The sequence below is a fragment of the Microcoleus sp. CAWBG27 genome, assembly GCF_020883145.1.
Lineage (GTDB): Bacteria > Cyanobacteriota > Cyanobacteriia > Cyanobacteriales > Microcoleaceae > Microcoleus.
In genome coordinates this window covers 52415-77150 of sequence record NZ_JAHREU010000031.1, presented here as the reverse complement: position 1 = coordinate 77150, position 24736 = coordinate 52415, and the positions used below count along the sequence as shown (strand labels likewise).

The 24736-nt window shown below is 45.0% G+C and carries 22 protein-coding genes; 9 read left to right on the top strand and 13 right to left on the bottom strand.

Annotated elements, in window-relative coordinates:
• Positions 1-388: 388 nt before the first annotated feature.
• Both QZ938_RS18130 and QZ938_RS18125 read right to left on the bottom strand, forming a co-directional pair.
• Positions 389-1747: an Mbeg1-like protein gene (locus tag QZ938_RS18130; protein WP_293352577.1), complete on the bottom strand. Its 1359-nt coding sequence runs from the start codon at positions 1745-1747 to the stop codon at positions 389-391.
• 229 nt (positions 1748-1976) lie between these two features.
• Complete coding sequence (locus tag QZ938_RS18125; RefSeq protein WP_293352575.1) at positions 1977-3347, bottom strand: calcium-binding protein; 1371 nt, start codon at positions 3345-3347, stop codon at positions 1977-1979.
• A gap of 135 nt (positions 3348-3482) precedes the next feature.
• Between QZ938_RS18125 and QZ938_RS18120 the strand changes: the two genes are divergently transcribed.
• From QZ938_RS18120 to QZ938_RS18100, 5 genes are all read left to right on the top strand, one after another.
• A complete protein-coding gene (locus QZ938_RS18120) occupies positions 3483-3692 on the top strand; it encodes a hypothetical protein (protein WP_293150882.1) in 210 nt (69 codons plus the stop codon).
• Positions 3692-4207 (top strand): N-acetyltransferase, encoded by a 516-nt coding sequence (locus QZ938_RS18115; RefSeq protein WP_293150885.1) that lies wholly within the window; start codon positions 3692-3694, stop codon positions 4205-4207. Before QZ938_RS18120 ends, QZ938_RS18115 begins: the two co-directional genes overlap by 1 nt.
• A gap of 196 nt (positions 4208-4403) precedes the next feature.
• Positions 4404-5150: a HEAT repeat domain-containing protein gene (locus tag QZ938_RS18110; RefSeq protein WP_293150888.1), complete on the top strand. Its 747-nt coding sequence runs from the start codon at positions 4404-4406 to the stop codon at positions 5148-5150.
• A gap of 55 nt (positions 5151-5205) precedes the next feature.
• Positions 5206-6105: an Rpn family recombination-promoting nuclease/putative transposase gene (locus QZ938_RS18105; RefSeq protein WP_293352573.1), complete on the top strand. Its 900-nt coding sequence runs from the start codon at positions 5206-5208 to the stop codon at positions 6103-6105.
• Positions 6081-7079, top strand: coding sequence for an Rpn family recombination-promoting nuclease/putative transposase (locus tag QZ938_RS18100; RefSeq protein WP_363318858.1), 999 nt, complete (start codon positions 6081-6083; stop codon positions 7077-7079). The genes QZ938_RS18105 and QZ938_RS18100 overlap by 25 nt, the downstream gene beginning before the upstream one ends.
• Before the next feature lie 107 nt (positions 7080-7186).
• Here QZ938_RS18100 and QZ938_RS18095 read toward each other — a convergent pair whose 3' ends face one another.
• The 4 genes from QZ938_RS18095 to rd form a co-directional block, all read right to left on the bottom strand.
• A complete protein-coding gene (locus tag QZ938_RS18095; protein ID WP_293352587.1) occupies positions 7187-7960 on the bottom strand; it encodes a class II aldolase/adducin family protein in 774 nt (257 codons plus the stop codon).
• A 60-nt stretch (positions 7961-8020) separates the two neighbouring features.
• Positions 8021-8740, bottom strand: coding sequence for a hypothetical protein (locus QZ938_RS18090; RefSeq protein WP_293150894.1), 720 nt, complete (start codon positions 8738-8740; stop codon positions 8021-8023).
• A gap of 165 nt (positions 8741-8905) precedes the next feature.
• The gene (locus QZ938_RS18085; protein WP_293352571.1) at positions 8906-10183 is read right to left on the bottom strand and encodes an NAD(P)/FAD-dependent oxidoreductase; all 1278 of its coding nucleotides are present in this window, start codon (positions 10181-10183) and stop codon (positions 8906-8908) included.
• Positions 10184-10207: 24 nt separating this feature from the next.
• Positions 10208-10369 carry a rubredoxin gene (gene rd / locus QZ938_RS18080; RefSeq protein ID WP_293150900.1) on the bottom strand — a complete coding sequence of 54 codons (162 nt, stop codon included), beginning with the start codon at positions 10367-10369 and terminating at the stop codon, positions 10208-10210.
• Between the two features lie 635 nt (positions 10370-11004).
• On the opposite strand from rd, the gene QZ938_RS18075 reads away from it, so the two are divergent.
• The 3 genes from QZ938_RS18075 to QZ938_RS18065 all read left to right on the top strand — a co-directional run bounded on the left by QZ938_RS18075 (position 11005) and on the right by QZ938_RS18065 (position 14444).
• Positions 11005-11679 (top strand): polysaccharide deacetylase family protein, encoded by a 675-nt coding sequence (locus QZ938_RS18075; protein ID WP_293352569.1) that lies wholly within the window; start codon positions 11005-11007, stop codon positions 11677-11679.
• A gap of 137 nt (positions 11680-11816) precedes the next feature.
• A complete protein-coding gene (locus QZ938_RS18070) occupies positions 11817-12803 on the top strand; it encodes a hypothetical protein (protein ID WP_293352567.1) in 987 nt (328 codons plus the stop codon).
• 159 nt (positions 12804-12962) lie between these two features.
• Positions 12963-14444 (top strand): S-layer homology domain-containing protein, encoded by a 1482-nt coding sequence (locus QZ938_RS18065; RefSeq protein ID WP_293352565.1) that lies wholly within the window; start codon positions 12963-12965, stop codon positions 14442-14444.
• 88 nt (positions 14445-14532) lie between these two features.
• Here QZ938_RS18065 and QZ938_RS18060 read toward each other — a convergent pair whose 3' ends face one another.
• From QZ938_RS18060 to QZ938_RS18045, 4 genes are all read right to left on the bottom strand, one after another.
• Entirely contained in the window at positions 14533-14823 is a 291-nt protein-coding gene (locus tag QZ938_RS18060; protein WP_293352563.1) for a protochlorophyllide oxidoreductase, read from the bottom strand.
• A gap of 262 nt (positions 14824-15085) precedes the next feature.
• The gene (locus tag QZ938_RS18055) at positions 15086-16261 is read right to left on the bottom strand and encodes a sulfotransferase (protein WP_293352561.1); all 1176 of its coding nucleotides are present in this window, start codon (positions 16259-16261) and stop codon (positions 15086-15088) included.
• Between the two features lie 407 nt (positions 16262-16668).
• Positions 16669-17520 carry a hypothetical protein gene (locus QZ938_RS18050; RefSeq protein ID WP_293150915.1) on the bottom strand — a complete coding sequence of 284 codons (852 nt, stop codon included), beginning with the start codon at positions 17518-17520 and terminating at the stop codon, positions 16669-16671.
• Between the two features lie 680 nt (positions 17521-18200).
• On the bottom strand, positions 18201-18863 hold the full coding sequence (locus QZ938_RS18045) for a glycerol-3-phosphate ABC transporter substrate-binding protein (RefSeq protein ID WP_293150918.1): 663 nt from the start codon (positions 18861-18863) through the stop codon (positions 18201-18203).
• Between the two features lie 202 nt (positions 18864-19065).
• Here QZ938_RS18045 and QZ938_RS18040 point away from each other — a divergent pair, with 202 nt between their 5' ends.
• Positions 19066-19740, top strand: coding sequence for an acetoacetate decarboxylase family protein (locus tag QZ938_RS18040; RefSeq protein WP_293150921.1), 675 nt, complete (start codon positions 19066-19068; stop codon positions 19738-19740).
• A 740-nt stretch (positions 19741-20480) separates the two neighbouring features.
• On the opposite strand, the gene QZ938_RS18035 is transcribed toward QZ938_RS18040, so the two are convergent.
• The 3 genes from QZ938_RS18035 to QZ938_RS18025 all read right to left on the bottom strand — a co-directional run bounded on the left by QZ938_RS18035 (position 20481) and on the right by QZ938_RS18025 (position 24729).
• Positions 20481-20648 carry an orange carotenoid protein N-terminal domain-containing protein gene (locus QZ938_RS18035; RefSeq protein WP_293150924.1) on the bottom strand — a complete coding sequence of 56 codons (168 nt, stop codon included), beginning with the start codon at positions 20646-20648 and terminating at the stop codon, positions 20481-20483.
• Positions 20649-20903: 255 nt separating this feature from the next.
• A complete protein-coding gene (locus QZ938_RS18030; RefSeq protein ID WP_293352559.1) occupies positions 20904-24032 on the bottom strand; it encodes an MFS transporter in 3129 nt (1042 codons plus the stop codon).
• 367 nt (positions 24033-24399) lie between these two features.
• Positions 24400-24729 (bottom strand): hypothetical protein, encoded by a 330-nt coding sequence (locus QZ938_RS18025; protein ID WP_363318857.1) that lies wholly within the window; start codon positions 24727-24729, stop codon positions 24400-24402.
• Positions 24730-24736 lie beyond the last annotated feature (7 nt).

Below are 24736 nucleotides of genomic sequence, written 5' to 3'. Positions count from 1 at the left end.
GCGCTCTTGGTGAATATAAGCGAAGAACCCTAAAATATAGGATACAAAAATGTTGTGGCCCTACCCAGATATCAATCCAAAAATTAGGTACGTAGTTGCGCTTGGGCGCTCTTGGTGAATATAAGCGTATAGCGCTAAAATATAGGATACAAAAATGTTGTAGCCCTACCCATATAGCAATCCAAAAATTAGGTACGTAGTTGCGCTTCAGCGCTCTTGGTGAATATAAGCGTATAGCGCTAAAATATAGGACACAAAAATGTTGTATTCCTACCCCATATAGCAATCCAAAAATTAGGTACGTAGTTGGGCAAAGTGCGCTCTTCATAATATAAGCGTATAGCGCCCAAGCGCAACTACATACCTTTAGGATTGCTATAGCCACCAACTAAATCGAAATAAAATCCCTGGCTGTTAGCGGACTGCTTAGTATGCCGAAGAAACTGGCAAGAACTTCTCCACTGCTGGCAATTTCGATGGTTGTTGAAATATCGGCTTGAGTAATTCTCAGTTGGTTGAAGCTCAAACCTCTGGTCAAACCAATTGAATCTTGACCTTGTTGAAAGTCTAGAAGTGTATCTGTACCGGCGCCTGCTCCTAACACAAATACGTCGCGTCCAGCGCCACTAATTAACAAATCTGCACCTACTCCGCCAACGAGGGTATCGTCGCCGTCTCCCCCGCTCAAATTGTCATCTCCTTTGCCGCCGAATAACTGATCGTTGCCGAGGCCACCGCTGATAATATCGTTACCTTTATTGCCGCTGAGAGTATCGTTTCCCCCATTACCAGTGATAATATCGTCCCCTCCCAAACCTGAGGTTGTATTGTTGGCATCGTCGCCTACTAAATTATTAATTTGGGAGAGGTCGAGAGCAGTTCTCATTGCAAGAACGTTTCCGAGAAAAGAGGTTCCCGGAGTGGTTCTCAATTGCTCTAAACTGCTGCGGGAAGCCAGGGCTTTCCCTAAGGGTGGCAGCGCAAAGTTTAAGCCTGCTAACAGCTCTAAATAATCTGAATCTGTAAAATTGAAATCCGGGCGGCTCAACTGGTCTACAGATATCTCTGTCTTGGTCAAACCGGGAGGAGGAGAGCTTAACAAACCACTTTGGGTGTGCTTGTCCAAGACAAGTAGCGGGTTAATAATCGGGTTAGTAAATGTTTCAAGAACTACTTTTCCGGGGATAAAAGCTTCTCCTCCCAAACTAACAAAATCGCCACTAACTATATAGTGAGTTACATTTTTGCCTGCACTCGCTTTCTGCTTAAATGTATTGACTATATTTTGAGCAATTCCGGGAGAATTAAAGGTAACAATATCTCCGATCGCAGATGTGAATTCTGTGGCGGCTAGTTGCGTTATGGCGCCGCCCAAGCTGTGCCCGAGAAGGTCTGGTGGCAAGCGGCGGGGGTTTTTTGTTGTGTCTTGACCGATTTGTGTCAGCCAAGTTCCTAAGGCTTGTTTGTTGGCTTCAAATTGGTTGAAGCCGATGCTTCGCTTGTCTGCATTGGCAATATCGTCTACGAGGGAGTCGGTGCCGCGAAATACTAGAACTGGCGGTTTGTCTGGGGTGGTGGAGATTAAGCCGATCGCGTGAAATCCCGTTAGGGGATCGTCAAAAGTGCGATCGATTCGGTAGCCGGCAGCCGTCAAACCAGCTTGAACTACAGTTTGTAACTGGGGGTTGTTATCTATGTAAACAAGCTGCTTGGCTATATTTTCGTAAGCGGCGGGGGAGGATGGCATATTTTTGTTATTTCCTGTGGTTTGATTGGGATTGGCTTTTTAAGCTAATCAACTCATTTTACAGTAAATTAGGTTGATAAACAATATTGATTTCTCCTATTGCGCGTTCCTAAATCACCCAATAGTCGGTTTGTGGCAGCGGATTTCGCAATAGCAAAAAACACACCAAAAAAGATTTCGGCGCAAGAACTTGCAGTTGTTGCGCTACCCAAACTACTATTTTTATCCATTAAATCTGCACGAAATCCGGTCGCGTGAGGTCGTTAGCCGACACGCCTCTGACGGTAGCAATAATTTCCCCTGTAATCGGGATAGTAATTACAGCTCCCTCAGCACTTGGGGTAACAATAATTTGAGGGTAAGTTAGACCCCGCGATAGGCCAATTAAATCTTCACCCTTTTTAAAATCGACAATCACATCTGCTCCGCCACCGGATTCTAATACAAAGCGATCGCGCCCTGCACCGCCAATTAAAAAATCGTTGCCAAATTCGCCGGAAATGAGGTCGTTTCCGTCGCCACCATCCAAAAAATCGTTGTTTCTGCCACCGTACAAGAAGTCGTCGCCACTGTCGCCACTGAGGCTGTCATTATCTCGATTGCCTCTGAGGGTGTCGTTACCGGCGTTGCCGATAATTGTATCCTCTCCAGGGCCACCGCTAGCAGTATTGTTGCGAGCGTCGCCTAATAAATAATTTGCTTGCAGGGGAGCTAAACCGAATTGCATTTGTCTGATTAAGTCCACAAACGAAAATTCTGAGGCTGTTCTCAAACTCTCTGCACCGGCTCGGTTTCTGATTGCCACTGACACATTTGCTAGGGGAAAATTTAGTGCAGCAATAAACTCGTTAAAATCTGAGTCGTTGTTACTATAGGTAAATTCGGGACTGTTTAAGTTTTCAAGGGAAAATTGCCTCTGGAAAAAATCTGCGGGTGGAGCAGTTAACAAATTTTCTCTGCGATGTTTGGCTAAAACACTTAAGGGATTAATACTAGGATCTGTGAAAGTTTGGAGAAATACTTTTCCCTGGATAAATGCTTCGCCAAACAAACTGACAATATCTCCGCTGACAATGTAGTGACTGACATTTTTGTTGCCTGCCCTACTGAGATTTCTCCGAAAATTGCTGGCGATATTCGCTGAGACTCCGGGAGAGTTGAAAGTCAAGATATCGCCGCTCAGAGATGTGTATTCGCTGGCTACAATTTGAGCGATCGCTCCGCCCCAACTGTGGCCGACGACATCGGGTAATAATTTGCTGGGGTTTTTGGCAGTATCTTGACCGATTTCTGCGAGCCAGTTTTTGATACTATCTTTGTTTTTTTCAAATTCGGGTAAGCCTATGTCGCGGGAGGCAGAAAACATAGCGTCGCCGTCGATGAAGTCGGTACCTCGAAATACGAGGACTGGCGGTTTGGTGGGGTCAGAGGAACCGAAGCCGATCGCGTAAAATCCGGTTTCTTTGTCGTCCAATATGCGATCGATATAGTAGCCGTTAGTGTCCAGGAAGCGCGAAACTTGATTTTGCGCGTTCGGCTTTTGATTCAAAAAAACAATTGACTTAGCCAGAGCTTCATAAACAGCAGGCGAGGCACTCATAATATTTTATTTGGTGTTTGTTGGTATTTGCGATCGCTCTGGTTTTGAGCTAATTTTCCACTATCAGCCATTATAACTGACAAGATTTGTATGGTACACTTGATAATATCTACTCAAAAATCATTTTTTGCGGTTATGACTATCATTCGTCAATACATTGCTCCATTGATCGCAATATTAGTATTTTTCGTGGCTCTGGTAGCAGTCAGCGCTCGCATCTTTTTGCCGGCTGACATGGCTGCCCCAGCACCGATTGAGGAACCGATCCCGCAAAAGCAAGCGGTATCCGTGAATCCTATTTTCTTGGGGCTCAATTATTCCTCTCTCCCTGTCGAAATTCGCTGATGTCTGCTCAGTTGATACCGGGCTACGGGCTGCGATCGGGTTCTGGACTCGATCGCGCAAAACTGCTAAAGTTCCTGCACCATACTTACCGAGAGCTTTACCCCGATCGCGAATTGGGACATTTGGCTCAAACTGTCGAGCAGTATTTTTCTAAACAGACGCCGCTTTGGTGGGTAGAGTGCCTGAAAAACAGCCCGTTCGAGGGAGAAAGTTTTTCCGGGATCCCCTCGCAGTCGGCAAATCCCACATCAGTTGTCGGATGTTTGTGGTTGGGAAATGCGATCGACCAAACCACTGGAGAACGCCACGGTCACATTTTTCTGCTCTACATAGCACCGGAGCACCGCCGTCAGGGACTCGGTGCAGCTTTAGTTATTCAGGCAGAAAATTGGGCGCGTTCAAGAGGCGATCGGCAAATTGGTTTGCAAGTTTTTCTGAGCAATCAGCCTGCGATGAATCTCTATCAAAAATTAGGTTATGAGAGTCATTCTGTATGGATGATCAAAGATCTTTGAAAAACCAGAGGTATTTGTTTGCAGTCAGAACTAGAGTTCGGATTCATCTAAATGATGAGGACTCTTCCTCCAGCAAGGCGAACAATAGGAGGACTTGAGAGTTGAATCGGAATGCTTTTATTGCCGGAAATGCTAATTTATATTTACCGCTGAATCAGTTGCGCCCGTAGCATCCTCTCTGCGGTAAAGTTTTTTTATGAACAATAACGACTACACCAACGCCCTCGATCTTGATACGGAACTGGAAAGCCCTTTGGATCATTTTGATGAATCCGAACCCCCGCTACCAGATCCAGAGGAAATGCTGCCTTTGCTGGAATCGCCGGAACCTCAGCACCGGATGATGGCGGCGCGGGCTTTTTGCGAACTCCAGGACGATCGCGCGATTTCGCATTTAATTAATTTGTTAAGAGACGGTTGTCCCTTGGTGCGGGTGAGTGCGGCCTATGCTTTGGGGCGAAATCCAAGTCCCGATGCTGTGGAACCGCTGATCGAGCAACTCAACCGCGATTGGAACGGTTACGTTCGCAAAGGGGTAGTTTGGGCCTTGGGAAATTGCAGAGATCACCGCGCTTTATCGCCCTTAATTGATGCTCTGAGAACTGATATTTCGGCGGTACGTTTGTGGGCGGCGAGTTCTCTGGGTCAAATGGCAAAAGTTGGTTACTATGTGGTGATTGCCGGGATTCCACCGTTGATTCAAGCATTGCGAAGAGACTCTGTATCTGCCGTTCGCAGTAATTCCGCTTGGGCGATCGGGCAACTGGCGCGCGAGTTGCCGAATAATGTAGTGTACGCTGGGGCGATCGACGCTTTAATTGAATCTTTAGAAGAAGATGAAGACATGGGCGTGCGCGACGATGCTAAATCTTCGCTGTTGCGAGTCGGAGACCCGCGCGGTTTGCAGATTATTGAAGACTTAGAAATGGAAGGAATATTATAATGAATATTCCACAATTAAACACCATTTACCAATTACAATTTACCCGTTACCAATTATGAACTTCATCAATCCCAAAACAGATTTTGGCTTCAAAAAAATCTTTGCATCGCCCCAGCACAAAGAAGTTTTGATTAGCTTCCTGAATGCCATGCTCTACAACGCAGAGCCGACAATTCAAGACTTAGAAATCATCGACCCCTACGCCGCACCAGCAATTACTGGTTTAAAAGACACTTACCTGGATGTCAAAGCAAAAATTACAGGAAACACAACTGTAATTATCGAAATGCAGGTAATTAATGTAGAAGCTTTTACCAAGCGCGTCATCTATAATGCAGCCAAAACCTACGCAACTCAACTCAAACCAAGAGAAGGCTACTCAAAATTAAATCCCTTAATTGCCTTAACAATTACCGATTTTGTTTTGTTTGAAAACACCGACAAATTTCTCACCCATTTTGTCTTTAAAGAAGTCGAAGAAAACATCGAATATTACCGAGAAATAGAGTTATTTTTTCTGGAGCTACCTAAATTCAATAAAAGATTAGAAGAAGTTGAAGGCTTGATTCAAAGTTGGACTTATTTTATCAAAAATGCTCCCGAACTTGAGGAAATACCGGAAAAATTTGCATCAGTACCGGAATTGCAAACAGCTTTTAATATCGCCAATAGGTCTAATTTAAACCTTGAGGAATTACAAGCATTAGAAAAACGGGAAATGTTTTTTGAAGACCAGCGCGGTTCTGTGATTAAAGGTCGTCGAGAAGGTAAAATAGAGGGGCAAATAGAATTAATTATGCGTCTACTCCGGCGGCGTACTGGTGAGATTTCGCCGGAAATTCAAACTCGCATCCAGAAGCTATCGGCTGAAAAATTAGAGAGTTTAGGAGAAATATTGTTAGATTTTACCAGTCAACAAGATTTGATTGCTTGGCTGGAATCAGTGTCAGCATAAGTTTGGTTCTGCCACAGGATTTACCAATTACAATTTACCCGTTACCAATTATGAACTTCATCAATCCCAAAACAGATTTTGGCTTCAAAAAAATCTTTGCATCGCCCCAGCACAAAGAAGTTTTGATTAGCTTCCTGAATGCCATGCTCTACAACGCAGAGCCGACAATTCAAGACTTAGAAATCATCGACCCCTACGCCGCACCAGCAATTACTGGTTTAAAAGACACTTACCTGGATGTCAAAGCAAAAATTACAGGAAACACAACTGTAATTATCGAAATGCAGGTAATTAATGTAGAAGCTTTTACCAAGCGCGTCATCTATAATGCAGCCAAAACCTACGCAACTCAACTCAAACCAAGAGAAGGCTACTCAAAATTAAATCCCTTAATTGCCTTAACAATTACCGATTTTGTTTTGTTTGAAAACACCGACAAATTTCTCACCCATTTTGTCTTTAAAGAAGTCGAAGAAAACATCGAATATTACAGAGAAATAGAGTTATTTTTTCTGGAGCTACCTAAATTCAATAAAAGATTAGAAGAAGTTGAAGGCTTGATTCAGAGTTGGACTTATTTTATCAAAAATGCTCCCGAACTGGAGGAAATACCGGAAAAATTTGCATCAGTACCCGAAATGCAAACAGCTTTTAATATCGCCAACCGGTCAAGTTTAAACCTTGAGGAATTACAAGCATTAGAAAAACGGGAAATGTTTTTTGAAGACCAACGCGGTGCTGTTATCAAAGGGATGCAAGAAGGCCGCCAAGAAGGCCGTCAAGAAGGTCTAATTGAGGGACAAATAGCATTAATTATGCGTCAAATCGCGCGGCGTACTGGTGAAATACCAGCAACAATCCAAACTCGCATCCAGCAGTTATCTTCCCAACAATTAGATGATTTAGGAGAAATTTTGCTAGATTTTACCAGTCAACAGGATTTGATAACTTGGTTGGAATCGATGTCAGCATAAAAGTATGACCCACCCTACAAGTCTAGAGTAGGGTGGGGCTCCATCTATAATCTACAAGTTTGTTGAATATCTGGTAGCGATGCACCCTACCAATTATCACCACATAGCTAATCTAACAAGTCTGGTTCTCGGCGCACAATCATGTCATAAAGTGGTTGAAAGCTAAACCATCCCATGCGGTGAGAGCCTACTTGCTGCTGTGTCAAACGAGCACATTCTGGCTTGATGAGAATGGGTTTTCCGGCTGCTTCGGCCATTAACTGCGCCTGACAAGAACGTTCCATTGCAATAAACCACCAAGCTGCTTCATCTACTGTTTCACCTACTGTTAACAGTCCGTGATTTTGTAAAATAATTGCTTTTTTATCTCCTAAAGTTTTGGCGATACGTTTAGCTTCTTCGATTTCCAAAACAACTCCGGTGTAATCGTCAAATAAAGCGTGATCCTCATAAAAAGAACAAGCATCTTGAGTCAGCGGGTCGAGTAACTGGCCCAAACTCGACCAACTTTTGCCGTAGGGAGAATGGGCGTGGGCTGCTGCGATAACGTCGGGCCGGGCTGCGTGAACTTGCGAATGAATGGCAAATGCTGCTTCGTTTACGGATTTATTTCCTTCAACAACTTCGCCTTTGTGGTTGACTAAAATTAGGTCGCTGACTCCAATTAAACTAAAGTGCATTCCAAAGGAATTTACCCAGAAATAATCTAGGTGTTCGGGGTCGCGGACGGTGATGTGTCCGGCAATTCCTTCGGTGAATCCGAAACGACCAAATAATCTGAGTGCGGCGGCTAAACGCTGTTTGCGGTGGCGGCGTTCTTCTTCAATTGAGTTGAATGTCGGTGGTTGAAAAGTGACTTTTGGAACTTTTACTGCAATCATATGTTTGGGAATTGGGAATTGGGCATTGGGCATTGGGCATTGGACATTGGTTGTTATTTGTTATTTGAGCCGCGTTTCCTCAGACTTTTGACTGACATCGGTTACATCCGCCGAGCGAATCCGTTGCCGAACTTGTTCGCTCAGGCGCAAACCTGCTATATTTTTGCAGTCGAAAGTGGCGTTATTGCCGGGGCGCCGTTCGATTAATTCGATAATTTGTCCGGCGGGGTTTTGCAGAAACCACTGGGTTAATGAGCCAGCATCTAAAGGACGATCGGATAGCGGTTTAAAGTTTTTATTTTGCCATATTGTAGCAGCATTCTGTACGTTTTCAACTCGGAGCGCGACGTGGTGAACTGCTTTTAATCCCCTTGTTTGCTGGAAGCGATGCGTTTGGTCGCCGGCTGCGTGGGGCGCATCCAATACTACTAAGCCTCCGGCTGGCATTAATAATGTCATTAAATGCAGCCATAAATCGGAGGGAATGTTAATGTTGTCCGAACAAAAGTTGATTGGGAATAAGTCGGGGCCTTCAACTGTTTTGGCGCCGAAGGGGCGAAAAGATTCGGCGTAGTTTTCGAGTTGAGTGCGACTGGGAAATGTGATGACAAAGTGGTCGATCGCAACTTGTTCGTCGTACAGGTGTGTTTCAAACGTCCAGGTTGTTAAAAATTCGGGAGTGATAAATTTGGGGTTGAATTCCAGTAAGCCGTTGTTTTCGAGGAAAGGTGAGTCAAGGTGGCGATCGAACTTTAGGGTTTGTAGATTCAAGTTTTTCATGTCTCTCACCCGATGTTAAGTACGCAAAACAGCGAATTTTGTCTGCATTCTGAAGTTGACGCACAGTTGGTGCGCCTTATTTCAAAAATAACACAAAATTTAATACTGGCAAGCCGATCGCAACTCCCAAACCTCGATCGACCAATCTCAAAGCCTAAAATAGTATCATTTGCCGATCGCCATTCCGGCCAACCACGCCGTAGTCCACGCACTTTGGAAGTTGAAACCGCCCGTCACGCCGTCGATATCCAAGATTTCGCCAGCAAAGAAAAGTCCGGGACAGCGGCGACTTTCCATTGTCTTGAAATCCACTTCCTTGAGGTTGACACCGCCGCAGGTGACGAATTCTTCCTTAAATGCGCCTTTTCCTGCGATTTGATATTCGCCTTGGACGAGTTCGAGGAGGAGTTTATCGATCGCCTTATTGGATAAGTCAGCCCAGCGTTTTTGTTCGTCAATGCCGATCGAACTTGTCAAACGTTCCCAGAGGCGGCGCGGCATCGGAAAGGGACAGCTAGAGACGATTAATCGGTGCGACAACTGCGATTTTACCCCTAGCAGTTGTTGTCGCAAAACCTCCGCATTGTACTGGGGAAGCCAATTAATCAGCACAGATGTTCGATAATGGCGATCGTGCAAAAATCTCGCACCCCAAGCCGAAAGTTTGAGTACAGCAGGCCCGCTGACACCCCAGTGAGTGATTAACAAAGGCCCGCTTTGTTCTAATTTTGCTCCCGGCAATTTCACCTTAGCATTCGGAACCGAAACCCCGGCTAAATCTTTGATTCTGTTATCAGCAATATTAAAAGTAAATAGAGAAGGGACTGGCACTTCTACAGTATTACCTAACTCTTTTGCCCATTTGAAACCCGACGGATTGCTGCCTGTAGCTAGCAAAATGCGATCGCACTTCAACTCTTCCCCCGATTTCAACTCTATTTCAAACCCAGTTTCATCCGTAGGGGCGGTGCCCCCGTGCCCGCCCGAACCGTTTTCGCCCTCTGCTGCGGTATTCCCGGTTAATTTCTTTACTGAAACGACTGCATCGCCAGTGCGAATTCTCACGCCTGCATCCTCAGCAGCGCGGATCAAACAGTTAACAATTGTCTCCGAATCGTCTGTAATCGGAAACATTCGCCCGTCTGCTTCTGTTTTCAATTTAACGCCGTGACTGGCGAACCAATCAACAGTATCGCGGGGTTGAAATCTAGTAAAAGCACCGCGCAGAGCTTTTCCACCTCTGGGGTAATTCTGCACTAAAACACCGGGGTCAAAACAAGCATGAGTAACATTGCAGCGTCCGCCGCCTGAAATGCGAACTTTTGCTAGAAGTTGGCGGCCTGCTTCTAATAAAGTGACGCGGGCTTGCGGGTAGGTTTTGGCACAGGTAATTGCACTAAAAAAACCCGCTGCACCCCCGCCTATGATTGTAATTTTTAGCATTCGATCGGACAAATTTTTTCTCGCTTATTCTTCTGGTTCAAAATCGGATTTTGCAGCCCCGCAAGTGGGACAAACCCAATCGTCGGGGATATCTTCAAAGGCTGTACCGGGCGGTATGTCTCCGTCGGGGTCGCCTACTTCTGGATCGTAGACGTAATTGCAAACTGTACAAACGTATTTTTGCATTTGCTTTCTCAATTTTAGATTGTCAGCCTGTTGATTGTACTTGACAGGGCAAGTTTGTGCAATACCAGAAAAGTTAAGTTTTTCACAAGTTACTATTCACAATTATAAAATAGACCTCTTGCAAAATAATTTTATGCTATGGCAATCCTAAATCAGTTGCATAATTTTTGTAGGGCAATCCTCTCGTGAATATCCCGATCGATCGGAGGGCAGGTGCGGGGCACGGCCCTTAGATATCTGCATGAATCATTGAGTAATGGTATATAATGAAAGGCTTTACTTGATTGAATTAAAACTCCTAACTTAGGCTTTTAAAGTCTGGCAAGTTAACTAAATAGCTAACTGGCATCACGATATAGCCTTTCTCAAAAAGATGAGGTATAACTGATAGCTCGATAACCGCTTAGACCTATAGGGCCTTCTTCCCAACAACGTCCGCGAATCTTTCTGAGAATTGCTATATTTATCTCAGGTAAATTATAATCTCTAACATGATTGGTGTCATGTCAATACAATAATATCTAAACGCTAAGCTTGAGAAAAAGTAAATTTGACTTTTGTTATACTTGAACTGCGCCAAAAGAAAGGCGCAGTTACATAAACTCTACCCGATCGCACTTTCGCAACATTAACCAATGCCCCTAGCACCTTTGTTTCCTGTCGTTCATCCCATTCTCAAAACAGCTTTTCCCGGATGTCTGTGGACGGGAGATATCAACAGCCGAGAAATTGCCCTAACATTTGATGACGGGCCGCACCGGCTGCACACACCTCAATTGCTAAAAGTTTTAGATAAATACGACATCAAAGCAAGTTTTTTCTGGCTGGGTTTTTGCGTGGACAGGCATCCAGAAACGGCTAAAGAAGTGTACGATCGCGGACACTGGATCGGCCTCCACGGCTACCAGCACGTATCGTTTGCCAAACTCAAAACTCACGAACTCAAACACAGTTTAGCAGACACGCAAAAAGCAATTAGCAAAGCTTGCGATTTAGACCCAAAATTAATCCGCGACGTGCGGCCGCCAAACGGCATTTTTACGCCGCGAACATTAGAGTTATTGCAACAGTGGGAATATCGCCCGGTAATGTGGAGTGTTGTCCCGGAAGATTGGGTGCGGCCGGGGGTGATGAAAGTTACGAGTCGCGTCGTTCAGCAAACAGAAAATGGTTCAATAATTGTACTGCACGACGGTTATTGCGGCGGCGAAGATGTGGCGACTTCTGCTGATAAAATTATTCCATTGCTGTTGTATAAAGGTTACAATTTTGTAACAATCGATCGCCTTTGGCAACAAATTTCTGCCTGATGGCGTCAGTACGATCGCTCCTGGGAACCAAAAAACCGGGTTTTTTAACCGAGATTGTGGGTTTTTAGCCCGCGATTGCGCGATCGCAAAACCCGGTTTTGACGCACCCCTCTGCAAGTCCTAATTCTCATAAATTCATGAAAAAAATACTGTTTGTAGCATCTTTGGGTTTGGCGGTGTGCGGATGGGCGATCGAGCTTTCTCCTGTTTCCAGCCAAACAGAAACTAGAATTGTCGTACAGCAGCCAGCCGGTGACGTATCCGCGCCTGCTGTCAACTCAAAACCCTTTCAAACCGAACTGCTAAGCCCGGGAGTGGAACCCCGACAGCAACTGCGTTTAAAACCAAATTTAGGTATCAAAAGAACGACTACCATGACTGTGAAAACAGAGATGGGAGTATCCGTGGGAGAGAAGTCTATCAATCCGACTAAAGTTCCGACTATGGTCTTAACTATAGAGACACAAGCCACTAAAATTGATGGCAATGGAGATATTCATTACGAGTTTTCCTACGCTAACGCAGATATTGGTGGCGATACTTCAGGTTTGCCAACTGCCGCCGTGGATAGTATGCGATCCGCAGTCAAGAAGTTAGTTGGACTGAAAGGTAATTTCATCATGGATAGTCGGGGTTCTAATAAAGGAGGTAGCTTTACTTTACCGAAAGATGCTGATAATAGCGTCAAACAAATAGTTGAAAATATGTCTAAATCCTTACAGCAGCTTGCCTCGCCGCTACCGGCAGAAGCAGTTGGCAAAGGTGCAAAATGGCGTATTTCTTTTCCATCTAATACTGGTGGCATGAATGTAAATCAAACTGCTATCTATGAATTGATGGACTTGCAAGATGGAGTTGCCACTCTCAAAACTAGCGTAGAACAACAAGCAAATCCCCAAAATTTGACTTTACCCCAATTACCTGCTGGCTCTACTATGGCGGTAAAATCTTTTATGTCTCAGGGTCAAGGAGAAGTTATAATGCGACTGGATCAATTAATGCCTGTTCGTTCCGTCGTTTCTATCAATTCTAATGCTGAAATGACTTTTAAAATTGCAGGTAATCCAGAAGAATCAACCATGAAAACAAAATTGTCGATCGAGATGAATTTGGATTCTAAATAAACAGTTGACAGTTGACAGTTGACAGTTGACAGTTGACAGTTGACAGTTGACAGTTGACAGTTGACAATTGCCCACCTAACACCTAACACCTAACACCTGATATTATGTAAAGCTTCCGAAAGCTTCGATCGCCAATTTGCCACTAGAGGAGTCTGTTCTATGGTTCGATCGCACAAACGTCAAGCTGTCATCGCTTTAGTAGTAGCCCTGGGCACAATCATCGTAAATTTAGTGTTTCCCGGCTTAAATGTAGCGCCAGCATTGGCAGAAGCCAAGTTTAAAGATGTCAAAGACCATTGGGCTCAAGCCTGCATAGAAGAATTAGCCGAGAAAAAAATCATCAGCGGCTATTACGAAGACGGCACTTTTCGCCCGAACCGCCCAGTCAGCCGCGCTGAATTTGCTGCGATGCTGCGGAGGGCTTTTCCTGATGCCAAAACCGTCCGCAATCCGATCGACTTTGCAGATATTCCCACGAATTACTGGGGTTATAAAGCAATTCGAGAAGTTTATCAAACAGGTTTTATGTCCGGTTCCAGCGGCAGTATTTTTAACGCGACTTTGAACATTCCCCGCTGGCAGGTTTTGGTAGCCTTAAGCAGCGGCTTGAAATATACGCCTACTGGTTCAGCGCCTGAGATTTTGAATGCGACTTTTGAAGATGCGCGAGACATTCCCGAATTGGCGAGAAATGCGATCGCCGCCGCCGCCGAAAAACAACTTGTAGTCAACTATCCCGCAGTCAAACAGCTAGAACCGACACGCAATGCTACTCGCGCCGAAGTAGCAACTTTTCTGTGTCAGGCGATCGCCAAACCCGGCAAAACAGCCTTAGTTCCCTCGCAATACATCGCGCAAGTTCCGCCGAATATCGGCCCGCCGAGAACCACGGAAATCTCGGAGTCTGGGAAAATTAGGGCAGAAGTGTCTTTTGTGAAAGAAGCAGAAAATGCTAAAAATATCCGCATCAAAATCATCCGTAACGGTCAAAATTTATTAGAAGAACCAGTGCTGATTCCCACTCGTTCTCTAGCAGACAATCCCGACAAAAAAGCCAGCGATGAAGTATCCGAAGGGCGTTTGTTATCCGTGCGAATCCGTGATTTGGACGGCGACAAGGAACCGGAAGTGCTGGCAGATTTAGTCTCACTTAACAGCGGCGTCCGTTGCTGCAATTATTCGTTTATTTACCGCTACGACTCAGCCGCAAAGAAATACACTCACATCAAGCATTTTTGGGGCAATGTGAGTTACGAAATTGTCGATTTTGGCAAAAACGATATCCCGGAGTTCAAGAGTCTGGACGGGCGATTTGCCGAGGCTTTTACCAATTATGCGGACTCTCGCTTACCGCTGCAAATTTGGCAGTATCGATCGGGCAAAATGGAAGATGTGACGAAGCAGTATCTCGTCGAAGTATACACCAATGGTGCTGAGCTGTGGCTGGAATCTCGGAAGCGGTTAAGCGAAGATGCAGAGGTAAAAGGCGTGTTGGCGGCCTTCATGGCGAGCAAGTATGTGGCGGGCCAGGAGGCGGAAGGCTGGCGGTTATTGGAGGGAGTTTATCAAGGGCGCGATCGCACTCAATTCTTTGGGAAGTTGCGCGAGTTTTTGGTGAACACTGGTTATGCGAGTAAGTAGGTTTGGCGAACATTGCAGAGTAGAGGGATAAATTAGCCGGGGACAGAAACATCCCCGGAGTCATCCCGATTTTCATTCCAAGCATTTTTCACTCCGTGCGATCGTCTTGCTCGCTAGCAGAAATATATAATAGCCAAGCGAGCAGGACGATCTGAGTTTTAAAAGTGAAAATGTTAATCCTCAGACGATCCCGCACCAGCGACATCCTCACTAACTCTTCATGTACTTTGTGTGCCACATCTTCAATTTCAGGTAGCAAATGAGCAACACCAAATATCTCTCCAAGGCGAGATGTTTTGAGAAATGCTTGCCTTTGGGCGTGAGTCATTATAACTTTTGTCCCAGCCATTACTTCATCAGTAGTCAACAATTCTTGCACCTCCCCATTCGCTTTCTCAAGGTACGTTGTTGCGCTTCAGCGCTCTTTATAATATCAGGAAAGAGCGCTAAAGCGCAACAACATACCTAATTTGTCTGACGACAATAAAACTGCCCTAGGTTGCCCCGATAGATAGGGGTAGGCACTCTGATATATCAGAAAATTATTTTTGCAAGAGGTCTAATTATAAAGCAACTCCAAACCCTCTGCGCGATTCTAGTAGGGTGCGTCAGAAGCTGACACACCCTACAGTATACGATACTTACCAGATAAATTGTCTCTGCACATATTCGGCTAATTCTTGATTGTGCTGCTGAAAATACTCGCGCAGTCGCTGACAGACAACATCATTCGCCGGCTGATAATTACCACCGTTATATTGTTTGTAGTCGCGGAGTTGATAATCTGGTAAATCTAAAAAATTAAAGACTTGGCTGAGTGTCGCAGCCGGATTCGCATAAAATTCTTCACTCTGCAAAATCAAAAACTGCTCTTTGGGAAAAAGATTCATCCACTGTTTGAGGCTGCAAGCATAAAGACTCTTATAAATATAATGACAATCTTTCCAAAAACTTTTATCTGCTAAACTTGTTTCGGTAGCTGCAGAAAGTAATTGCAACTCAGCATCGATCGCCTTTTCAAACGTCCTGCATTCCGTTCCGCGCCTCACCAGCATTTGATAGTGCGACAAAGCGCGATCGACTGGATTTCGCAAAATCACAATCAGCTTGACTTTTGGCAAACATCCGTGCAATCTTGACGCAGCTAGCGGGTGAGTCAGATAAGTCGGAGTTGCTTCTCCTGTCAAAAAATGATGCGCGTCTATTGGCGGCGGAAAGTGCGCTTGATACCAAGCTAATCCTTTGTTGAAATGTTCTGAGAAGAAACAGATTTCTTTATTGGCAGCGGGTAAAATATGAGGGTGCGAAGTGATATATTTGTAGAGCGAAGTTGTGCCGCACCTCGGAGAACCGATGATGATGAAATCGGGTTCGCGCGATCGCCTTAAATTCCATTCAACTTGGGACAGTTCCGGGCGAGATGCTACAGTTTGCAAGCGGACTGCGGTTTGAAAAAGTGCGATCGACTCCTGGATTTGTCCCTGCTTGCTGAGCGCCACAGCCAAGTTAATGTAAGCTAAGGGAAAATTTGGCAAAATCTCGATAACTTCCCGGTAAAGAGCCACCAAACCGTCAATCAGAGGAGAATCTTTGGGGAGGGGCGCGTACATTAACGGGAAGTAAGCGGCGGTAAAGTTTGGTTGCAGGAGAATAGCTTTTTGGTGACAGGCGACTGCTGCGGCAATTTGGCCGTTTTGTTGCAGGGCTTTTCCTAAATCGTGGTAAGCTGAGGGCGAATTGGGATTTTGGACGATCGCATTTTCGTAAAGCGCGATCGACTGTTGCAATTTTTCGCGATCGTTTAAGTTGTTCTGCATTTAAATTGTATTTAAATAAACAATCAAATTAGTCGGGTGGGCTTCGACGCTGCCCAAAATATGCAATTTCTCCCATTGTTTTGGGTGTCTTTAGAAAAGATATTTGAAAGTATTATCCTCTCGCCCGGGCCTCGCTAATATCAAATCCCGTAGCATCGGAATTATTCATCTCTCTCTTCTCTCTCTGCGCCCTCTGCGTTCTCTGCGGTTAAATCACCTGACGATACAATTGGAAACGATATAATACCAATTTAATGTGAAGTTGCATATATCCCGATCCCCCTAAATCCCCCTTAAGAAGGGGGACTTTGATCGGAATCTTGTCCCCCCCTTATTAAGGGGGGTTAGGGGGGATCGGATTTCGGAATTCTACGGGGCCTCATAAAAAATTGGTATAACCGCAAAACTCATACAGGAATCCTGTAATAACCGCGCATCATCACCTTAACATCCAAATGCTTCATATCTGCCGTAGAAGCATCGTGAATCATATTTTCAGTCGGTGCAATATAAGCCTCACCCGGTGCAATTCTCAGCTTCACCACCGGATATTCTGGATAGCGCTGAATAAACTGATAAGTTAACTGTCGCGTCCAAGGTTTCCCAAGATCAGCATCAGAACATCCCAGCATTTGAAAAATGTCCATCTCAGTCAAATTCACAAACAAAAAATAACGGCTATCCCGCCCTAAATTCACACAAATCCGATTAGTAGCCTCCTGCTTTTTATCCAGGGGCAGATTGTCCCAACTATCAGTATGCAAACCGTTGCGACAACCGCGTTTGTTATCAATTGTCGCCGTACTCAATCCCGGCTGTCGGCCTCCCATACCGCTGATAACTGGTGGCGAATCCGACAGACAAAAAGGCTTAAAATAGTCAATTAGTCGATCGAGTATCTGTCCGCATTTTTCCTGAGACTTAAACTCAGCCACCTGTAGGGGAGTGGTTAGCGAAGCGATAGCAGTATCAGCCAACAAAGCCAAAACATCCGCAGGTAAACGCACAATTCCCACACCCGCATAGTGGGGTGGCGGTTCGTCTGTCCAAAGCAGGGCCGACTCTGCGGGCGTCGGTTCCCTCCAAGGTTCTCTGGGCATAAAAGCACCTTCACAATACTGAAGGCGATCGGGCGAAGTGTCAACAGCTAGCTGCGTACCCGAACTCAGCCACACTCGGGGAATTGTGCACTCTTTTGTAGTTTCCAACTCCCGATTTTGACAGCGATAAATTACTATACTTTGACGGAGATTGCACATTATTTAATATTGCTCAATCGCACTTATTAAAAACCCGTTCGTAGTAAGGACTTTAGTCCTATCTTCCCAGTTTCCCGTTCGTAGTAAGGACTTTAGTCCTATCTTCCAAGTTTCCCGTTCGTAGTAAGGACTTTAGTCCTATCTTCCAAGTTTCCCGTTCGTAGTAAGGACTTTAGTCCTATCTTCCAAGTTTCCCGTTCGTAGTAAGGACTTTAGTCCTATCTTCCCAGTTTCCCGTTCGTAGTAAGGACTTTAGTCCTATCTTCTAAGTTTCCCGTTCGTAGTAAGGACTTTAGTCCTATCTTCCAAGTTTCCCGTTCGTAGTAAGGACTTTAGTCCTATCTTCCCAGTTTCCCGTTCGTAGTAAGGACTTTAGTCCTATCTTCCAAGTTTGTAAAGCAAGGACTGAAGTCCTGACTACGAACTTTTGAGGACTGAAGTCCTGACTACGAACTTTTGAGGACTAAAGTCCTGACTACGAACTTTTGAAGACTGAAGTCCTGACTACGAACTTTTGAGGACTAAAGTCCTGACTACGAACTTTTGAGGACTAAAGTCCTGACTACGAACTTTTGAGGACTAAAGTCCTGACTGCGAACTTGGAAGGACTAAAGTCCTGACTGCGAACTTGGAAGGACTAAAGTCCTTACTACAAACTTTTTATACTTTGACAATCTTGCTTAGTGAGTGCAATGCGTGCAGTGAGTGCAGTGAGAACACATCGCCCCAACCTCAAACCCTTCAGCATTCTGGAACTGCCACAGAGTTTGTGTTAAAGTTGTGCGATCGACATTCTGGCGAGGAACGGAAGAAAGAGTCAAGACACGGGCTTCGTCGTCTGTGCTTTCCACCAAAATTTCGCCCTCAGCAACCTTAATAGCATCTCGGTGCAAGATGCTGATCCCGAACATTCCAGTCATTCCCAATTCTGACAGTTTACCCGCAATTTCATGGAGAAATTCCGAGTTATTGACAACTGCTGCTGAGCGTTCAACTGCTGCCGACACAGCTTCAGTAACGCGGACAAATTCTAAGGGAAACCAAACCAATTCGCCAGATGCTTGATTTTGTTCCACCTTCCACATATAAGGAATAGCATCGCCGTAGTCTGCGGTTGGCTTGACATAAGCATTGTTGCCATCAAACTCTTCAACCAACCTCTCGTTATCCGAGAGGTCAAAGTGTTTGTGAAGCAAGCAGATACCAACCTGTTTTTGCAAGCCATGACTGCGGATGATAGCACCGAGTTCGGTCATGTTGTCTTGGGCTTGTTCCAGCAGGTCTCTTGCCGTGAAAAAATGATCTAAACTATCGAAAACATCTGGCTTGTAAGATGTCAGCATACAGGTTTAGGTTCCTTCTAAATATTCACTAAGTAGACGATATTTAACTTTTGCTCAAATGTCAACTAATTGCTCGCTATTCGCAGATTAATCTTTCTTATGCGTGAATATACCGGGATTTTATGAAAAATACCAAAACCTGTTGCTGTTGTAGGCTCTAAGCTAAAATAAATATAAAATATCAGACCTAAAATCCCTTAAAATGGTATATTCACCTGCTCCTTGGCACCTGCAAGGTTATGCTGTTCAGACTTTGCAATTGGTAGATGTAGCACGAGTGCGCCCCTTGGTTCCCCCTGAGTTAGAAATTGTCTGTTTATTGCCAGGAAAAACGCTAGGTGGCATTTATATATCCTCCTACGGGCTGGGTTCCGTGATGGAGTACAATGAGTTAATTGTAGTTAGCGCGATCGCCAGTTATGCAGGAAAATGGGGCGCTTGGATTTCGCACATCTACGTAGACAACCCTAACTCAGTAGCTGGCGGGCGCGAAATTTGGGGACTTCCTAAAGAATTAGCTCAATTTAATTGGGAAGGCAGCGATTCGGTAAAAGCATCACCGCTAGGCTACCGCGTCACAGTTAGCCAAGGAAATCTGCAACTGTGCAGTCTCAATTACAGCCAACAAAGTTTTGTATTTACCCTACCTTTTAGCGGAAATGTTTTTAGCGCCGATCGCACAAATTTGCTAATGTTTAAAGGAGATTTTCAGTCTCGCACCGGCTTGATTAAAGGCGAAATAGAAATACCTGAAAATAGTCATTTTGCCAGTTTGAAGTTAGGTCAGCCATTGCTCGCAGTTGGCTGCGAAGAGATGCGTTTAATTGCAAGTGCGCCCGAAGTTGTGGGAAACATAGCTGCTGAATTCAGTTATTAGCTGGAATCGGTAGGTGGGCAATATAAATATATAGCGGCTATCAGAAAGATTCGCGGACGTTGTTGGGCTTGGGCCCTCTGGGTTTATGTGGCTGTAGAAGCTTTCAGTAATAACTCATCTTTTTTAGAAAGGCTATATCTCAATACAGTTTACTTAAGAAAAATCTGACTTGCCCAAAATGGCTATATTGCCAGAAAATCGTCAGATGAAATTCATCAAAAGCATTAAGTAAACCGTATTGAAATACAATCCACTCCATCAAGAGAAGAGTTTTGAACCGTATTGGGGCGCTTTTGGCGCAGAGGGAAGAGTATTGCGAGGGTTTTGGAAAAAAACCTTTTATCCCTCCCCTCTCTGTGTTCTCTGTGTTCTCTGCGGTAAAATATTCTTAATATCTACTTCACCTCTTTATAATCCAAAAATCGTCAGATGAAATTCATCAAAAGCGTTAAGTAAACCGTATTGGGCTATATCTTTAAAAAAGTCCTTTAATCAAATCTTGGAACTGGCAGGAAAGCCCATTCCTAGCTATTTTTTTCCAAGGTCTAATGCCACGTTACTTTACTCAAATTAAAGGGAGCATCTCTGTTTTCCAAAAAACATTTTTTTATTACAGTGCTGTCGCGATCTTGGGACAGCTCGCACTATAAATGCCAAACTGAGATGCTCCCGCTCTTGTCTATCTCAAAGAGCGCTAAAGCGCAACAACGTACCTAATACAAAACTGAGATGCACTCAAATTAAATGCCAGCGCCCGGAGCCGCTTCGGCACCCATTTCTAAAACTGTACCGCGCAGAAAATCAATTTGCTTTTGAAAGTCCATGCCTTGAATCTTTCCTAATAAAGCTTTTCCAGCTTCGGGAAGTTGATAGTCAGGAGGGACGGGAATAATAGTTTCTTCATCCATTCCCACCTTCTACAGTAAGGTTCGTAGTGAGGACTTCAGTCTTTCTTGATTTTTGTGGACTAAAGTACTCACTACCAACTTTCTACAGTAAGGTTCGTAGTGAGGACTTCAGTCCTTCTTAATTTTTGCGAACTAAAGTCCTCACTACGAACCTTTTTTTACCGTTGGAACCGAGATAATAGGATTCCCAAGAAAATAGGCTGACAAACAGCCAGCCTAGAATCAGGAGAAGCTTAATTGAAACTTGTGGAAATTCTAGCTAAACAAACCCGAAATACCGCCGACTGCTATTGCTCCAGCCAAAGCCGAAACCACCACAGAAGTTAGAGCCGTACCGAACAACCACCAAGCAGCAGTTGCGGCGGCTTCCCGCGCATCTTCTGCTTGCTGCTTGGTCTTGTTTTTGATCTCTTTAATCCGTTTTTTGGCTTCACCTTGCAGGCGTTCGGCGCGCAATATAACGCTGTCCCGGGCTCCTTCCATTTGGTCAACAATTCGGTGAGCGTCTGTCTCGGAAATATCAGAACGAGAACTCAGCAGCGCTACTAAAGTACCGCGATCGAATTCACCCAAACGCTGTTTAATCGCGTCAAATCCGGCCTGCGGATCGTCAAATACTTTGCGGAAGTCCCGCTTGATTCCTTCGTAATTGAGCTCTGGCCGATCGAGCGAATTTAGGTAATCCCGGATTTTTGAGAAAATACCGTCAATTGTTGACTGGAACTTGTCTTGTACCATTTGCATTTGTTCGACAAACTCGTTGCGTACAGATTCAATACGATCGGCAATTTGGTTAGCTTCCTCTTCCGAAATGTCTTCCCGCTGGGACAGGAATGCTACCAGCGTACCGCGATCGAAGTGCTTCAGCCGATCGCCCAAACTTTGCATCCCCGCTCCCGGTTCGTTAAACAGCAACTGCAAATCGCGCTTGATACCATCAGGATTGAGTTCTTCCTTGTCCGTATTCCGCAGGTAATTTTCCAAACTTCCTTGGAAATCCTTGACAGTTTTTTGAGCGCGAGATGCCAAGCGGCGGGGCGATTTCACGATGCTGCGAATTGAATCTTGCACGCGATCGATCGTCCGATTTATCTGTTCTTCGCTCAAATCTTCTCGCTGCGAAAGCAACTTGACCAAGGTTTCGCGATCGACCTGAGAAAGTCTTTCCCGCAGCGCCAAGGCACCTTCTTTCGGATTTTCAAACAATTTGGTCAAATCCCGATTGATGCCTTCAGGATCGAGTTCTTCCAGGTTCGTATTCCGCAGGTACTCGCCAATTTTGGCCGTAACTTCCTCGTACTGCTGCTTAGCTTTGTCTGCAACAATTTGCGGTGCGTGGATAATGTTGTCGCGCACGGATTCGATTTTGTCGATCGCCCCATTTACCTGTTCCTCGCTGAGATCTTGGCGCTGCGACAGCAATTGCACCAGAGTATCGCGATCGAATTGAGACAAGCGTTCTCTCAGCGCTTTCAAGCCAGCTTGCGGGTCGCTTAACAGCGTTTGAAACTCGCGCTCGATCGCTTCAGGATTGAGTTCTTCCTTATTAGTATTGCGGAGATACTCTTCTACCTTTTGGCGCACTTCTTGCGCTTTCGATTTCGCTTGCTCTTGCAATTCTTGAGCTTTGGAAATTACGCGATCGCGCGAACTTTCCAGACGCCCGATTAACTGATCCGCTTCCTCAGGGCTGAAATCTTCCCGCTGGCCGAGTAACTGCACCAAGGTATCGCGATCGAAGTGTGACAGGCGATCGCGCAAAGCCTCAAAACCAGCATCGCGATCTTCCAACAGCGCTTGGAAGTCCTTCTCGATACCTTCAGGATTCAATTCTTCCTTACCAGTCGATCGCAAATAATTCTCAATCCGGCTGTGCAAATCCTGAGACTGTTCCTCACCAGCAGCACCTTGCACAATTTCCAGAACTTCTTGGCGCACGCTTTCAAGCTGTTCAGAAATTTCCGCAGCCTGTTCCTGACTGAAGCCCTCGCGGCGGCCCAGAATGCCTGCAAAATACTCAGGATTTAACATCTCTAACTGGCGCAAAACAGCTCCCGGAGAAGCTTCGGCATCGTAAATAACATCCCTAAATTCCTGCTTGATAGTTTCTCGGTTGAGATGCCAAGGTTGAGCATTCAGCAAGTAATTTTCCACATCAGCCTTAGCCGTATTGAAAGGCAGCGCAGGCACTTTGTCGCCCACCTTAGAAGCCAAAAATTTAGCTTGTTCCTTGCCTTTTTCAGTCAATTGCTGTAACTGACCAGAGATTTTTTCCACATCCAAATCCGACAAATCCGTCCGCGACAAAACAGTGCCGACAAGAGCTTCTACACCCATCTGCATCGCGCGCTTCATGCCGCTGCTGGATTCCGATTTGTTTTCCCGAGTTTCCAGAATTTGAGATAGCTTGGCATTCAGTTCATCAGACTTCAGCAAATCTGGAGCCGCAAATTTCAGAAAATCAATCAATTCTAAATTCGGGTCTTTCTTATATTGCTGCTTGCCGAAAGTTTGCTTCCAAACACCTTCGAGTTGGTCGGCCACTTGATTGACTTCATCCTTAGAAAAATCGCTGCGGCTGCTAATTAAATCCACAAAAGTCTGGCGGTTAATATTCTTCAGAACATCGCTTCCCGCCAGAGATTTGATATCAGTATCGCCCAGCAACTTTTCAAATTGACCGCGAATTTCCTTAACATCCAGCTTCGGTAACTGCAAAGAACCGACATAATCTTGGATGGTTTCGCGAATGCTATCAGGGTCTACAGCCGAGCCCAACTCGCGGCGGACAGCAGCCACAGACGCCTCTACAGTGTTGACCATTTGGTCGCTAGCCATCTTGCCGCCGATCGCGGAACCAGCAGTACCCATGACACCTTGAATGCCGGAAAAAGCAGTTTTAATCAAGGAACCAATCATCGAACCGACGGCGCTAGAACCGAGCCATACCAGCGTTAAAAAGTACGCCGACCAAATGACCACACCAATAATTGCCGCTCCGTCTACCGAGGCAATTGAAGTTAGTTTGACCGCCAGAAAACAAGCTAAAAATAAAGCTAGGTTAACTGTAACTAAAATCCAACCGCCGACCAAGCCTTCGATCTTGCGAACTTTAGTACCCAAAGTTTCGGACTCATCATCGTCATCGTCGGGTAAAGCCTCGTCCCAGTTGGAGATTTTAGCAGCGATCGAGAAATTTGTTAACAGGAATTGGAAGCCAAAAGCCATGATGACTCCGGCGATTAATGCCACAAAAAACTGAGGACTCAGAAACATCAGCCCTCCGAGATCGGGGTGCTCAAACGGGAAATCTATTTCTACTGGCATTTGAGCAATATTGAATTTGGGACTGTACAGCGACATTAATAACTCGCTTTCAAACATAAATTACCTCCTAAAGTTTGATGCCGAATTAGGCATATTGAAATCTGCCCCTAACTTTTAACTAGGGGATTTGGGACTTTTTAGATGGTGGTTTGTTTTGTCAGGCTTTATCTTACAGAAGCCTTGATTCGTGCAATCTGGATGAGTAGTAAATCAGTTATCTAGCTATGTCATCCTTACTGCTGATTATGGCCTTTGAAGCTGAAGAATAAATCCCTCTAAAGTCAGAAATGGGTTTTTTTGTGAGTAATACCAGCAGAGTTCGCCCAAAAAAGGCAAGTTTGAAGTGGGGGCGATGGCTACAAATTATCAATAGCAGTCAAGTACGATAGAGTGCAGGCTACATATAGTAGAGTGCGCTATTGAGTTAGGATTCCGTTTGATTTTCCGGGAGAAAACGAGCTAGTAATTTCGGGCGATCGAGCTGCATACTCAGTCGCGCGCTCTCGATGGGTTCTAGTTGAATCAAAGGCTCAATTATTTGGGCTAATTCTTCATCAATTTCGCCAAATCTTACTTGTAATATACTCTCAAGAATCTCGCGTTTACTTTGCTGAATACCTTGCTGAATACCTTGCTCGATACTTTGCTGAATAACTTGCTGAATACCTTGCTCGATACCTTGCTGAATACCTTGCTCGATACCTCGCTGAGTTGCTTCTTCAAGCCGTTGTAAATACAGCGGTGACAGTTCCATAATTAAC